This is a genomic window from Alloactinosynnema sp. L-07, from assembly GCF_900070365.1.
Taxonomy (GTDB): Bacteria; Actinomycetota; Actinomycetes; order Mycobacteriales; family Pseudonocardiaceae; genus Actinokineospora.
On the sequence record NZ_LN850107.1, the window covers coordinates 6,719,708 to 6,732,950 of the forward strand.

The following is a 13,243-nucleotide window of genomic DNA, read 5'->3' on the forward strand; positions in this document are numbered from 1 at the left end:
ATGTTCAGAGGTGTGTTCATCGCGACGCTGACCGCGCTGGCGGTCGCGGGGTTCGGCGGGAACGCGAGCGCCGACCCGGCTCCGGTCGACGGGGTGGCCACGGCCGCCGACACCGCGGCGGCCCAGCGCGCGGCCGGGGCGCCCGCGGTGTCGGCCACGGTCGGGAAGTTCCTCGCCCGCGGCCAGGGTGTGTCCTCGGCCAAGGCCTCGGTGGGCGGGGCGCCGGTCGCGGTGTACGAGCTGTCGGCCGAGTTCGTCGCGGGCCGCTCGGGCAAGGTGGGCAGGCTGAGCTACCTGGCCGTGCCCGCGACGGGCGCCGACGGCGGCACCGCGTCGGTGTGGACGGTGCGCGACGGCGGCGGCGCGTGGGTGGTCGCCAACATCGCCTCCGGTGACATCGAGTTCCAGCACGCCCGCAAGCTGCCCCAGGGTGGTGTCCTGCTCCGCGAGCCGCAGAACAACACCTGGTACGCCGTGGTGGGCAACAGCGTGCACCCGCTGGCGGGCGGCAAGGCGATGACCGTGGCGGACTACCAGCGCCAGGTCAGCGCCCGCTATGGCGACAAGCTGCCCGGCTCCGCCTACGACAAGGCGGGCACGGCGGGCGGGTATGGCTACGCGCTCCCGAGCGCCCAGGTGGCCCCGGATCGGGGCACCCAAGGATCCACGGCTCCCTGGATCGTGCTCGGGACACTGGTGGTCGGCATCGGACTCGTCGCGTTCACCGCGGCGGCCCGCCGGAGCTGACCGCGGTGGTGGTCCGGAACCTCTGCCGGACCACCACCATCGAACCCGGAGGCTCAGCCCTGTGCCGCCGGATGCACGCCGCGGACGTCGACGATCGTGTCGGCGTCCGCGGCGTGCGTGTCCGGGCGGAAGCGCACCACGCCTGCGAAGCGCAAGACCTGTCGTAGCGCGGGTGGACCCGGGCCTGCCGCGTCGGGACGCGGCTGCTCCATCCGGCTGGTCCGGTGGATCTCGCCGGGCGCTCACACTCAGCGGGGGCGCACGATTACTGGGTGGCTTGGCGGCCTGAGCCAATCCGGTGACGATTGTGGATTCGGCGGGGCCTGACCTGGCCACCCTGCCGGTCGAGGTGGGCCGGTCGGACGCGCGCCGTGGCGCTGGGGCACGGCCGAGAGGATCAGGTGGTCATGGGCGAGGGTGTGGGTTTCGACAGTGATTCGGCGCGGGTAGCCGCGGTGCGTGCGCGCCACGAGGCGGATCTGATGGGCCGGGCGAACGTGGTCGCCGTGTCCGAGGGATCGCGTGTCCGCGGCGGCGTGGACACAGGGCAGGTGTGCCTGGTGGTCTACGTCGCCCGGAAGGTGCCGCGCACGGAGTTGGCCGCGTCGGATGTGCTGCCCGCCGAGCTCGACGGGGTCCCGGTGGACGTGCGGGAGTCCGGCCCGATCCACGCCCTGTAGACCCGGGTTCAACCGAACACTCTTCTCCGTCTCGGAACGCGCGCAGATGCCGCTGAATGACGATCGAGGGAGCCGAACATGAGCGAGCTGACGGGTTGGAGCAAGGCCGAGCGGGAGTCCGGCGAGCAGACCGCGGCGGCCTGGCGAGACTTCGCGGGCGGCGAGGGCCTGCCAGAGGGTGCCGCGGCCCTGGAGGCGATGGGCCACGTGATCGAGGCCCAGGAGCGGCACGAGACCGAGCTGATGCGCTACGCCAACGTGGTCGGAGTCGCGGCCAGCGTCAAGGTCACCGGCGGCACCCCCACGCTGACGCCGTCGCTGACGGTGCTGGTGGACAGCAAGAAACCGGTCAAGTCGGTGCCCGCCGCGTCCCGGGTGCCCGCGGAACTCGACGGGGCGGTCACCGATGTGGTCGAGACCGGCCCGATCGTGGCGTTGGTGTTCAACTCCCGGGTCCGCCCGGCGCTGCCCGGCTTCAGTATCGGCCACCCCAACATCACCGCGGGCACCTTTGGCGCGCTGGTCCGCGACCTGCGCCACCGGCACGGTCACCACGGGCACGGCTGCGGTTGCGGTTGCTGTCCGCCCGAGGGCGGCGACGGTGGCGGGGCCTATCTGATCTTGTCCAACAACCACGTCCTGGCTGCCACCAACGCGGGCAAGGCCGGGGACCTGATCCTTCAGCCAGGCCCGGTCGATGGCGGCCTGTTCCCGTCCGACGCCGTCGCCACCCTGGACCGGTTCGAGCCGATCGTGTTCGGTGCCGCCGGCTACAACCTCGTCGACGCCGCGGTCGCCCGGCCATCGCACAGCCGCAACGTCACCGCGGCGATCATCGGCCAGGTCATCCCGCGCGGCATCGGGCAGGCCGCGATCGGACAGGGGGTGATCAAGGCCGGGCGCACCACCCAGGTCACCGCTGGCACCGTCACCGCCATCAACGCCACCGTCGCGGTCAACTACGGCCCTCCCGGGCAAGCGGTGTTCCGCCACCAGATCCTCACCACCGCCATGTCCGCGGGCGGCGACTCCGGCAGCCTGCTGATGAGCCGCGAACTCGAGGCCGTCGGCTTGCTGTACGCCGGATCCGCGCAGATCACCGTGCACAACCACATCTCCGACGTCGAAACCGCGCTCGGCGTCCGCCCCGTAACCGCCCCCACCTTCACCTGAGCGGGGGCATCCCGCACGGCCTCCCAAGGGCCGTGCGGGAACTGGCGGACCGACCCTGATCGGTCAGGGCGGCAGGAGCCATTCCATCGGGGCGAAGGTGATGAGATCGGTGTCGTGCCGCGGACGGTGACGAGGCCGCCATCGCACGTATGGCGGCCAGCCGCCATACGGCCCAGAGGCTCAGCCCAGTGCCGCCGGAAGCAGTCCGCGGACGTCGACGATCGTGTCGGCGTCCGCGGCTTGCTTGTCCGGGCGGTAGCGCACGACGCGGGCGAAGCGCAGCGCGACGCCGCCGGGGTAGCGGGTGCTGGCCTGCACGCCGTCCAGCGCGATCTCCACGACGAGTTCCGGTCGCAAGTAGACAGTCCACTCGTCGGCTTCGCGTTGGTACTTGGGGAACTCCTCGGTCTGCCAGCGCAGCAGCTCGTCGGTCAGGCCCTTGAACGTCTTGCCGACCATGACCGGCGGACCGCCGTCGGGGTCGCGCGCGCCGAGGTGCAGGTTCGACAGCAGGCCGGTGCGGCGGCCGTGGCCCCACTCGGCGCCGATGACGACCAGGTCGAGGGTGTGCACGGGCTTGACCTTCAGCCACGCCTTCCCGCGCCGCCCGGCCTGGTAGGTCGAGTCCAGGCTCTTGACCATCACGCCCTCGTGGCCCGCGGCCAGCGCCGACGCGCCGAACGCCTCGGCCTCGATCGGCGGCGGGTCGACCGCGCCGGGGATGGTGTGGTCGCCGACCGCTCGCCGCAGCGCCACGTTCCGTTTGGACAGTGGCTCGTCGATCAGGTCCTCGCCGTCGAGGTGCAGGCAGTCGAAGAAGTACGGGCTCAGCAGCAGCGCGCGGACCTGCTCCTCGGTGGTGCTGCCGAAGCGGCTCTGCGTCTGCTGGAACGGGCGCGGGCGACCCTCGTCGGTCAGCGCCAGGGTCTCGCCGTCCAGCACGACCGAGCGGCACGGCAGCTTGCGCACCAGGTCGACCAGTTCGGGGACGCTGTCGGTGATCTCGCGCAGCGTGCGCGTGTAGATGTGGACCTCGTCGGCCACCTTGTGCACCTGGATGCGCGCACCGTCCAGTTTGTACTCGATGACGCACGGGCTCAGGTCGGCCACCGCCTCGGCGACCGACGAACCGGGGGAGGCCAGCATCGGCCGCACCGGCCTGCCCAGTTCGAGCCGCACGGCGTTGAGCGCCTCGACACCGCCCGCCAGCGCCGTCGCGGCGGTCTCGGGGAGCCTGCCGGAGAGCATGAACGCCCGGCGCACCGCGTCGGCGGGCACGGCGGCGGCCTTGGCGACCGCGTCGAGCATCACCCCCTCCAGCGCGCCCTGGCGCAGTTCCCCGGTGACGAGCGCGCGCAGGAACCGCTGTTCGTCGGCGGTGGCGGCGCCGAACAGCGAGGTCACCGCCGCGGCCCGGGTGGCGGCCGATCCGGTGCCGCGGGCCGCGCCGATCTCGGTGAAGGCCGCGTCCACCTCGGTCACGGTCAGCCGGGGTTCCGGCGCGGGATCGGGCAGGTCGGCCAGGGACCGCCAGCCCGCGCCGATGCGGCCCTGCCGGATGGCGCCCGCCAGGAACGCCACGACGGCTCGGACCTCATCGGCGCCGTCCGCCTCACCCAACGCCCCGGCGATGGCCGCCACTTTGGCGAGCCGGGACCGAGTCGCGCCGACCGCGGTCGACACCGACACCACATCCGTGAGTCGCACCATGAGGTCATCTTGCCCCGATCGGGCGATTCGGACATCCCGCAACCTCGGCGGGGGATAGCCGTCTTTGGCGTTGGGAGCACGACGAGACCACTTAAGGGGTTTCCATGGGAGTCATCACGCGGGTCGCGGTCGGGGTGTGCGCGGTCGCCGCGGTCACGGCGGGCTGTGCGGCGCCGACGCCCGCCGCGGCGCCGGAGTCCTCACCTGTGGTAGCCATTCCGGCGACGACGCCGGTGCCGCGTCCGTCCGAAGTGGAGACCATGGGGGGCCCGTCGAAGGCGCCTACCGCCGCGCCCAAGCCGACATCGGCGACCAAGCCGACGAAGGTGACCAAGCCGGTCCCGGGCGGCAACGACGTGATCGGGCCGTTCGGCTGGCAGACGCTGAAACTGGGCATGTCCGCCGACGCGGCCGACGCGCTCGGCATGCTCGACCGCACCTCGGAGGGCGGCGGGGAGCTGTGCGCGCCATGGCCCGCGCTGCCGATCACCGCGCTCGACCGGGCCGTGGTGAGCGAGGAGCACGGCGTGTTCGCCATCCACCCCAAGGCGGAGGCCTGGATCCACACGCCCGAGGGCATGCACGTCGGCTGGACCGCGGCGCAGGTGCACGCCACCTATCCCGACTTCGACCCGGCGCGCTTCGACTACGCGCACGGCCCCACGGTGCGGGTGCCGGGCAACCCGAAAGCGTTGTACCGCATGCAGTTCAACGCATCCGCCGTGCTGGTCAAGATCATCCTTGAGTCCAGTGTGGACGTTTGTAGCGTGTGACGGCGGCGATCTCGCCGACGGCGGCGCGCAACCGGTCGGGGGTCGTCGCAGCGTACCCGACGACGAGACCGGGGAACGGGGCCGCTCGGTCGAGCAGGTAGTGGGACAGGGGCGGGGCGTTGATCCCGATGGCCGCGAGCTGCTCGCTCAGCGCGCGGTCATCGGTGCCGTCCGGCAGCCGCAGGACCAGGTGCAGACCCGCCGCGACGCCGTGGGCCCGCCAGTCGGGGAGGGCTTGGGCGACGGCGTCGAGCAGGGCGTCGCGGCGCCCGCGGTAGAGCTGGCGGGTGCGGCGCAGGTGGCGGTCGTAGCGGCCGGTGCCGAGCAGCTGGGCGAAGGTGGCCTGGGTGAGCGGCGAACAGCCGAGGTCGGACAGCCGCTTGCGGGTCACCAGCCGCCGACTCAGCTCGGGTGGCGCGACGAGCCAGCCGAGCCGGACCGCGGGCGCGAGGACCTTGCTGACACTGCCGACATAGACCACCCGCTCGGCGTCGAGCGCCTGGGTGGCGGACACGGCGGGCCGGTCGTAGCGGTGTTCGGCGTCGTAGTCGTCCTCGATGACGAGCCCGTCGGTATCGCGGGCCCAGGCCAGCAGCTCACGCCTGCGCCGCGCGCTCAGCACGACACCCAGCGGGAACTGGTGCGCGGCGGTTACCAGGACGGCCCGGCAGCCGCTCCGCGCGAGCAGATCGACCCGTAGCCCCTCGTCGTCGACCGGCACGCCGATCGGGCGTAGCCCATGGGCAGTGAACACCTCGGCGGACCCGGGATGGGTCGGGTCCTCGACGGCGATCTCGCGGTGCCCGTCCTGGCGAAGCACCTGGGCGAGCAGGGCCAGCGACTCCGCGACGCCGTGGGTGATCAGGACGTCGCCCGCGTCGACCGCGCGGACCCGGCCCAGGTACCCGACCAGCTCGGCGCGCAGGCTGGGCAGCCCGGCGGGATCGGGATAGCCCAGTTCGTCGTCGCTGAGCGCGGCCAGCCCCGCCCGCGCCGCGGCCTGCCACGACCCGCGCGGGAAGGCGCCCAAGGCGGGCAGGCCGGGCCGAAGGTCGTAGCGCCATGACTCGACGGGCGCGGGGTCCGGCCTACGCGGGTCGGGCGGGACGAGAGTGCAGGCCACGGCGGTTCCGGACCCGTGCTTGGTCACCAGGAACCCCTCGGCGACGAGCTGCGCGTAGGCGGCGGTGACGGTGCCGCGCGCCACGCCGAGCTGGCCCGCCAGGTCGCGGGTCGACGGCAGGCGGGTGCCGAGCGGGAGGCGGCCGTCGCGGATGGCCGCCCGCAGGGCCGCCTCCAGTGTCCGGCCGCGATGTCCTTTGGGGGTCTCGGGGACGTTCGGCAGCAGGAGTTCCCGAAAAGTGGACCATTGAACTGTCACAGGATCGAGCCTATGTCCGGACCACTTGGGCTGGGCGTCCAACCGTGAGCCTGGTCCAGTTGGTCAAGTGGACCAATATTCCTGGGCTCGGGTGGTTCTTCTGACTAGGCCACTGGTCCGCGACTCTCACCATATGACGATCACCGCCGCCCCAGCCCGTCTCGGAATCGGGTCCGGGGCCCTGGCGTGCGCCTTCGTCGGGGCGAGTGTTCCGGTGTCGGGCCTGCTGGTGGACTACCCGCTGTTCGCGGGCCAGGCCGTCCGCTATGCCCTCGGCGGCCTGCTCCTGGTCGCCTGGGCGGCCGCCCTGCGGGTGCGGATCCGGCCGCCCGCCTGGCGGGACATGCCCGCGCTGCTGGCGGTCGTCGCCATCGGGATGCTCGGCTTCAACGCCTGCCTGCTGGCCGCCCAGCGGTCGGCCGACCCTGGGCTGGTCGCCGCGGTCCTCGGCGGGAGTCCGCTGGTCATCGCCATGATCGCGCCGATGCTCACCAGGTCGAGGCCCGCCGTGCGCGCGCTCGCGGGCGCGGGCCTTGCCGTCGTCGGGGTGGTGATCCTGTCCGGCGGCGGCTCCTGGCACGGCCCCGGCTTGTTCCTGGCCATCCTCACGATGCTGGGCGAGGCCTCATTCACCCTCTTCGCGGTCGGCCCGGTCCAGCGGCTCGGCGGCTTCTCCGTCGCGCTCTGGTGCCACGCGATCGCGGTGGTGTGCGGAGCGGCGCTCGCGGTCTCGCTCGACGGTGTCCTGCGGGCGCCGACCGCCACCGAGTCCGCCGCCATCGGCGCGGTAGCCGTGTTGACCGTGGTCGCCTTCTGTCTCTGGTACCGGTGTGTGGAGTTGCTCGGCGCGGGCCGGGCGGCGGTGCTGATCGGCGCGATGCCGGTCTCGGGGTTGGCGGTGTCGGTGGCTCTGGGCGCCCAGCCGCTGACCGCCGCGGCCGTGCTCGGGGCGGTCGTCGTCGCGATGGGCTGCGTGTTCGGCCTGAAGGCCTAGCGTCCGCCGCGGGCCATCCGAAGCACGTCGAGCGCCTCGTCCAGTTGGGCCTCGGTGAGCTTGCCCGCCTCGACGTGGCCGCGTTCGATGACGACCTCGCGGATCGTGCGCCGCTCGGCCAGCGACTGCTTGGCGATGGACGCGGCCTCCTCGTAGCCGAGGTAGGAGTTCAGCGGCGTCACGATCGACGGCGACGACTCGGCCTGCTCGCGCAGCCGCTCGACGTTCGGCTCGACGCCCGCGATCACCTTCTCGGCCAGCAGCCGGGCCACCGCGCCGATCAGCCGCGCCGACTCGAGCACGTTGCGGGCGATCACCGGCAGCATCACGTTGAGCTGGAAGTTGCCCTGGGTGCCCGCGAACGCCACCGCGGCGTCGTTGCCGATCACCTGGGCCACGACCATCATCGTCGCCTCCGGGATCACCGGGTTGACCTTGCCAGGCATGATCGACGAACCTGGCTGCAGATCCGGCAGCGCCAGCTCGGCCAGGCCGGTGCGCGGGCCCGACCCCAGCCACCGCAGGTCGTTGGCGATCTTGAACAGCGACACCGCGACCGTGCGCAGCTGACCGGAGGCCTCGACCACGGAATCCTGGGTCGCCTGGGCCTCGAAGTGGTCGCGGGCCTCGGTCAGCGGCAGGCCGGTGATCCCCGCGAGTTCGGCGGCCACCGCGGCGCCGAAGCCCTCGGGCGCGTTGAGGCCGCTGCCGACCGCCGTGCCGCCGATGGGCAGCTCACCGAGCCGGGGCAGGACCGATTCGAGCCGCTCGACGCCGTAGCGCACCTGTGCGGCCCACGCGCCCGCCTCTTGGCCCAGGGTCACCGGGACGGCGTCCATCAGGTGCGTCCGGCCGGACTTGACCACGTCCGCCCACCCCGCCGCCCGGTCCTCGATGGCCTTGGCCAGCAGCGACAACGCCGGGATGACGTCCTCGACCAGCGCCTCGGTGGCGGCGACGTGGATCGTGGTGGGGAAGGTGTCGTTGGACGACTGGGACGCGTTCACGTGATCGTTCGGGTGAACCTCGCGGCCCAGCGCGCGGGTCGCCAGGGTCGCGATGACCTCGTTGGCGTTCATGTTCGACGACGTGCCCGACCCGGTCTGGAACACGTCGATCGGGAACTGCGCGTCGTGCGCGCCGTCGGCCACCTCGGTCGCCGCCGCGGCGATGGCCTCGGCGACGTCGGCGTCGAGCACGTCCAGCTTGGCGTTCACCCTGGCAGCGGCCGCCTTGAGCAGCCCGAGCGCGCGGATCTGGGCGCGTTCGAGACCGCGCCCAGAAATCGGGAAGTTCTCGACGGCGCGCTGGGTCTGCGCCCGCCACAGCGCGTCGGCGGGGACGCGGACCTCACCCATGGTGTCGTGCTCGATGCGGTAGTCGGCCATACCGTCCAGTCTCACCCCGTTTTGGAAGCTGGGCATGGTCACCTTCGGCACATAGGGTGTTGGTCATGACGGCTCCGATCGATGTCGACCTCCTCATCGTCGGCGCGGGCCCCACCGGCCTGTTCGCCGCGTACTACGCCGGGTTCCGCGAACTGAGCACCGTCGTGGTCGACTCCCTGCCCGAGCCGGGCGGCCAGGTGACCGCGATGTACCCGGAGAAGATGATCTTCGATGTGGCGGGATTCCCCGCCGTGCGCGGCCGGGACCTGATCAACGCACTGGTCGACCAGGCCGACCAGTGGAAGCCCACCTACCTGCTCGGCAGGCGGGCGCACGAGCTGTCCGAAGTGGACGGAAAGTTCGAGATCGGCCTCGACGGCGGCACCGTCGTGCGCGCGGGCGCCATCCTGATCACCGCGGGCATCGGCGAGTTCACCCCCCGCCCGCTGCCCGCGGGCGACGGCTGGCTCGACCGCGGCATGGTCCACTTCGTGCCGTCCTTCGAGGTGCACCGCGGCCAGGACGTCGTGATCGTCGGCGGCGGCGACTCGGCCTTCGACTGGGCCCTGGCCCTGCACCCCATCGCGCGCAGCGTCACCCTCGTCCACCGCCGCGCCAAGTTCCGCGCCATGCCCGCCACGGTCCGCCAGGTGGAGAACCTCGGCGTGCGGATCATCACCGACGCCGAGGTCACCGCCCTGCGCGGCGACGAGTCCGGGCTGCGCGAGGTGGATGTGAAGGTGGCGGGGGAGACCGAGGCGCTGCCCGCCCAGACCGTCGTCGCCGCGCTCGGCTTCACCGCCGACCTCGGCCCGATCGAGGCCTGGGGCCTGGAGATCGCCCACCGCTCCATCGCCGTGGACTCCACCATGCGAACGGCGCGCGACCGCGTCTACGCGGCGGGCGACGTCGCCGCGTACGCAGGCAAGGTCAAGCTGATCGCCACCGGTTTCGGGGAGGCTGCGACCGCGGTCAACAACATCGCGGTGGCGCTGAACCCCGAGGCCCACCTGTTCCCCGGCCACTCCAGCAACGCGGAGTAGCGCCTACGGACGCGTGACCGGGGTGGCGGCCAGCACGGCGGTCGCCATCGTGCGGAAGTCGTCCTCCGAGCCGCTGCCCGTGATCACCAGCGTCGCCCCGTCGACCTCGGTCGCCCACGCCTTCTCGTCGCGGCGGCCAGGGAAGACCTGCCAGGAGCGGCCACCCGCCTCGACCGAGCCCGTCGGCTTCGAGTCCTTCTGCCCGGTCTCCACGGACACGACGTCCGCCGCGGGCGCCCCCGACTGGCTCAGTTGCACGAACCGGCCTGGGGTGAGCCAGCCGACCCGGACCACCACCGAGGCCGGGGCCACCGGGCCGGAGCTCGACGAGTTGGCCCGCCACGGCGCGGGCAGTGACGGCACTCGGATCGGGAAGTCGACCGACGAGGCGTAGCGGGTCAGGTCGGCGCGCGCGTCGACGGTGGGCGCGATGGCCGAGTCCGTCTCCGGGGTGCCCGGGCTGAACGAACAGCCGCGGTTGAAGAACAGCAGCGCGCCGATGATCAGCAGCAGGGCGGTCAGGGACATGACCATGTCACGGAGGCCGTGCTGGGACCGGTCGCGCTTCTCTGCCACCCGGCCATCGTCGCAGGCCCGGGCCGTGACGAGGGGCACGGGGCCGCGGATGCCGCTTCCGGGCGCCTGATCTGGGAAGATGCGCAGTGGTCTGGAAACCCGATCCGGGAGGCAGAATGAACACCTCGACCACCAGCCCCGCCACGCGCCGCCGGGAGGCACCCGATCGGAACCTGGCGCTGGAGCTGGTCCGGGTCACCGAGGCCGCGGCGATGGCTGCGGGCCGCTGGGTCGGCCGCGGCGACAAGATCGGCGGCGACCAGGCCGCGGTGGACGCCATGCGCAAGCTCGTGCACACCGTCTCGATGCGCGGCGTCGTCGTGATCGGCGAGGGCGAGAAGGACGAAGCGCCCATGCTCTTCAACGGCGAGGAGGTCGGCAACGGCGACGGGCCCGACTGCGACGTCGCGGTCGACCCGATCGACGGCACCACCCTGATGGCCAAGGGCATGCCCAACGCCATCGCGGTGCTCGCGGTCGCCGAGCGCGGGGCGATGTTCGACCCGTCGGCGGTCTTCTACATGGAGAAGCTCGCCGTGGGCCCGGAGGCCGCCGACGTGGTCGACATCACCGCCCCGGTCGCCGAGAACATCCGCCGGGTCGCCAAGGCCAAGCACTCCGACGTCTCCGACGTCACCGTGTGCATCCTCGACCGCCCACGCCACGAGAACCTGATCCACGAGGTCCGCGAGGCGGGCGCGCGCATCCACTTCATCTCCGACGGCGACGTCGCGGGCGCCATCTCCGCCGCGCGCCCCAACACCGGCGTCGACCTGCTGCTCGGCATCGGCGGCACCCCCGAGGGCATCATCGCCGCGGCCGCGCTCAAGTGCATGGGCGGGGCGATCCAGGGCAAGCTGTGGCCCAAGGACGCCGAGGAGCGGGCCAAGGCCATCGACGCGGGTCACGACCTCGACCGGGTCTACCTGACCGACGACCTGGTGCGCGGCGACAACGTGTTCTTCTGCGCAACCGGCATCACCGACGGCGACCTCCTGCGCGGCGTGCACTACCGCGCGGGCGGCTGCACCACCCAGTCGATCGTCATGCGGTCCAAGTCGGGCACCGTGCGCATGATCGACGGCTTCCACCGGCTGACCAAGCTCCGCGAGTACTCCTCGGTCGATTTCGACCGCGGCGCCGACGCCGACGAGGAACTGCCCCCGCTGCCGTAACCGCCGCCCGGCCCGTCCCGTTGTCCGGGGCGGGCCGATAACGGATTGGTCGTCGAGGGCAACGTTTCGCGGTCGGTGGGCGTCTTGTGGTCGAGGGACCATGAACGTTGAGCCGGTGAGGAGCCGACATGCGGGTCAGCAAGGCGATGTTGGGGGCAATGGTCGTCGGGATGGCTCTGCTGTCCGCGTGCGGGACGACGGAACAGCCGGTCGCGGCGGTCGGTGACACCTCCACGGTGAAGCCGACTACGACTGTGGCTCCGCCGGTGACGACGACTACCACCGTTGAGCCGACGACGACTGTGGCTCCTCCTACGACGACCACGAAGCCGCCGGTTACGACCACGACTAAGCCGAAGCCTAAGCCGACTACTACGACGAAGCCGCCTGCTCAGCCGTCGGAGGGCACGCCGTGCAAGGCGACTGCCGCGGCGTGTATCGACTTGTCGGCGAATCAGTCGTGGTTGCTTAAGGATGGCAAGGTCATCTACGGGCCGGTCCCGATCACGCATGGCAAGCCTGGTTACCGGACGCCGGTGGGTACGTTCCGGGTGGGCTGGAAGGACATCGACCACAAGTCCAGCCAGTTCAACAACGCGCCGATGCCGTATTCGGTGTTCTTCAATGGTGGTATCGCGTTTCACGCGGGCAGCCTGAAGGTTCCGTCCCATGGCTGCATCCACCTGTCGAACGCGGCGGCGCAGAAGTATTACAACTCGTTGGCTGTGGGTGCTGTGGTGCAGGTCGTGGCGTAGATCGCTCACTCGTTCGTGCTTCGTCGGGTGGGGCGCTCCCTCGTTTTTTAGCGTCTTGTCCGGAAACAGCGCTGTCAAGGGCGCCTGCGGCGTCGCTGCGCGAGCAGCGAGCTGCCCCTTGACAGCGCTGTTTCCGGACAAGGGATTGCCAGGACGAGGGTGCAGGGGGAAATGCAGGGACCTTTCGGTCCCTAAAGCAAAACAAAGAAAAGATAAGCAAGGCAAAAGGGGCTAGTCGGGCTCTGCCTCGACTGCGGCTAGGGCGGTTTCGATGCGTTCACGGGCGCCTGCCAGGTGGCGGTCGCAGACCTTGGCCAGGGCCTCGCCGCGTTCCCATAGGGCTAGGGAGTCCTCAAGGGGCAGACCGCCCGCTTCCAGCTTGGCGACGACCTCGGCCAGCTCGTCGCGGGCCTGTTCGTAGCCGGGGTCGGTCAACGGGGGCTCCTCAATCGGTTGTGCACGCGCACCAGGGCGGTGGCCACTGCTTGGTCGTAGCCGACGAACGCTTCGGCGAAGTCCGCGCCGTCGCGGTCGGCGACGGCTTCCTCGATGCGGGCCCTGGCCCGGTCGATGCGGCCACGGTGGCACGCGCCGTCGCCGTTCCACCAGGTGATGCCCGCATAAAGTGACGTTGCCTCGGCCAGTTCGCGGAGGCGGCCGGGCAGCCGGGTGCGGCCCGCGGCGTCGCAGCCTGCCAGCAGGGCCGTCCAGCATTCGGCGGCGGCGATGTCCACCCTGGTTGCCATGGCGTGCACCGGGGTCCTTGGCGCGACGGTGGAGGCGGTCGAGACCGTCAGCGGCAGGAACGACGGCTCCCGATAGGACACCGCGGGCCGTGGAGCGGTCAC

Annotated in this window: 15 protein-coding genes; 8 read left to right on the top strand and 7 right to left on the bottom strand. The window is 71.7% G+C overall.

Annotation, left to right across the window (positions count from 1 at the left end; genetic code table 11):
* The gene (locus tag BN1701_RS30745; RefSeq protein WP_054054626.1) at positions 1–747 is read left to right on the top strand and encodes a hypothetical protein; all 747 of its coding nucleotides are present in this window, start codon (positions 1–3) and stop codon (positions 745–747) included.
* 53 nt (positions 748–800) lie between these two features.
* On the opposite strand, the gene BN1701_RS36145 is transcribed toward BN1701_RS30745, so the two are convergent.
* Positions 801–959: a hypothetical protein gene (locus BN1701_RS36145; protein WP_157368302.1), complete on the bottom strand. Its 159-nt coding sequence runs from the start codon at positions 957–959 to the stop codon at positions 801–803.
* 195 nt (positions 960–1,154) lie between these two features.
* On the opposite strand from BN1701_RS36145, the gene BN1701_RS30750 reads away from it, so the two are divergent.
* Together BN1701_RS30750 and BN1701_RS30755 are read left to right on the top strand one after the other, a co-directional pair.
* Positions 1,155–1,427 (top strand): hypothetical protein, encoded by a 273-nt coding sequence (locus BN1701_RS30750; RefSeq protein ID WP_157368303.1) that lies wholly within the window; start codon positions 1,155–1,157, stop codon positions 1,425–1,427.
* A 78-nt stretch (positions 1,428–1,505) separates the two neighbouring features.
* Positions 1,506–2,600 carry a hypothetical protein gene (locus tag BN1701_RS30755; RefSeq protein ID WP_054054630.1) on the top strand — a complete coding sequence of 365 codons (1,095 nt, stop codon included), beginning with the start codon at positions 1,506–1,508 and terminating at the stop codon, positions 2,598–2,600.
* Positions 2,601–2,780: 180 nt separating this feature from the next.
* Here BN1701_RS30755 and BN1701_RS30760 read toward each other — a convergent pair whose 3' ends face one another.
* Entirely contained in the window at positions 2,781–4,307 is a 1,527-nt protein-coding gene (locus tag BN1701_RS30760; protein WP_054056269.1) for an ATP-dependent DNA ligase, read from the bottom strand.
* 107 nt (positions 4,308–4,414) lie between these two features.
* On the opposite strand from BN1701_RS30760, the gene BN1701_RS30770 reads away from it, so the two are divergent.
* Positions 4,415–5,083, top strand: coding sequence for a hypothetical protein (locus BN1701_RS30770; RefSeq protein ID WP_157368304.1), 669 nt, complete (start codon positions 4,415–4,417; stop codon positions 5,081–5,083).
* On the opposite strand, the gene BN1701_RS30775 is transcribed toward BN1701_RS30770, so the two are convergent.
* Positions 5,046–6,464 carry a PLP-dependent aminotransferase family protein gene (locus tag BN1701_RS30775; RefSeq protein WP_054054636.1) on the bottom strand — a complete coding sequence of 473 codons (1,419 nt, stop codon included), beginning with the start codon at positions 6,462–6,464 and terminating at the stop codon, positions 5,046–5,048. The genes BN1701_RS30770 and BN1701_RS30775 overlap by 38 nt on opposite strands.
* 133 nt (positions 6,465–6,597) lie before the next feature.
* On the opposite strand from BN1701_RS30775, the gene BN1701_RS30780 reads away from it, so the two are divergent.
* The gene (locus BN1701_RS30780) at positions 6,598–7,458 is read left to right on the top strand and encodes a DMT family transporter (RefSeq protein WP_082860163.1); all 861 of its coding nucleotides are present in this window, start codon (positions 6,598–6,600) and stop codon (positions 7,456–7,458) included.
* On the opposite strand, the gene BN1701_RS30785 is transcribed toward BN1701_RS30780, so the two are convergent.
* Positions 7,455–8,846: a class II fumarate hydratase gene (locus BN1701_RS30785; protein WP_054054638.1), complete on the bottom strand. Its 1,392-nt coding sequence runs from the start codon at positions 8,844–8,846 to the stop codon at positions 7,455–7,457. The two genes, BN1701_RS30780 and BN1701_RS30785, sit on opposite strands and share 4 nt — an antisense overlap.
* Before the next feature lie 65 nt (positions 8,847–8,911).
* Here BN1701_RS30785 and BN1701_RS30790 point away from each other — a divergent pair, with 65 nt between their 5' ends.
* On the top strand, positions 8,912–9,889 hold the full coding sequence (locus BN1701_RS30790) for an NAD(P)/FAD-dependent oxidoreductase (RefSeq protein WP_054054640.1): 978 nt from the start codon (positions 8,912–8,914) through the stop codon (positions 9,887–9,889).
* Between the two features lie 3 nt (positions 9,890–9,892).
* Here the strand turns inward: BN1701_RS30790 and BN1701_RS30795 are convergent, their stop codons facing one another.
* On the bottom strand, positions 9,893–10,465 hold the full coding sequence (locus BN1701_RS30795) for a DUF4245 domain-containing protein (RefSeq protein WP_157368305.1): 573 nt from the start codon (positions 10,463–10,465) through the stop codon (positions 9,893–9,895).
* A gap of 116 nt (positions 10,466–10,581) precedes the next feature.
* On the opposite strand from BN1701_RS30795, the gene glpX reads away from it, so the two are divergent.
* Both glpX and BN1701_RS34895 read left to right on the top strand, forming a co-directional pair.
* A complete protein-coding gene (gene glpX / locus BN1701_RS30800) occupies positions 10,582–11,640 on the top strand; it encodes a class II fructose-bisphosphatase (RefSeq protein ID WP_054054644.1) in 1,059 nt (352 codons plus the stop codon).
* Between the two features lie 128 nt (positions 11,641–11,768).
* Entirely contained in the window at positions 11,769–12,395 is a 627-nt protein-coding gene (locus tag BN1701_RS34895) for a L,D-transpeptidase (protein WP_082860164.1), read from the top strand.
* Positions 12,396–12,626: 231 nt separating this feature from the next.
* Here the strand turns inward: BN1701_RS34895 and BN1701_RS30810 are convergent, their stop codons facing one another.
* Positions 12,627–12,830 carry an exodeoxyribonuclease VII small subunit gene (locus BN1701_RS30810; protein ID WP_082860165.1) on the bottom strand — a complete coding sequence of 68 codons (204 nt, stop codon included), beginning with the start codon at positions 12,828–12,830 and terminating at the stop codon, positions 12,627–12,629.
* The gene (locus BN1701_RS30815; protein WP_054054646.1) at positions 12,827–13,243 is read right to left on the bottom strand and encodes a hypothetical protein; all 417 of its coding nucleotides are present in this window, start codon (positions 13,241–13,243) and stop codon (positions 12,827–12,829) included. The genes BN1701_RS30810 and BN1701_RS30815 overlap by 4 nt, the downstream gene beginning before the upstream one ends.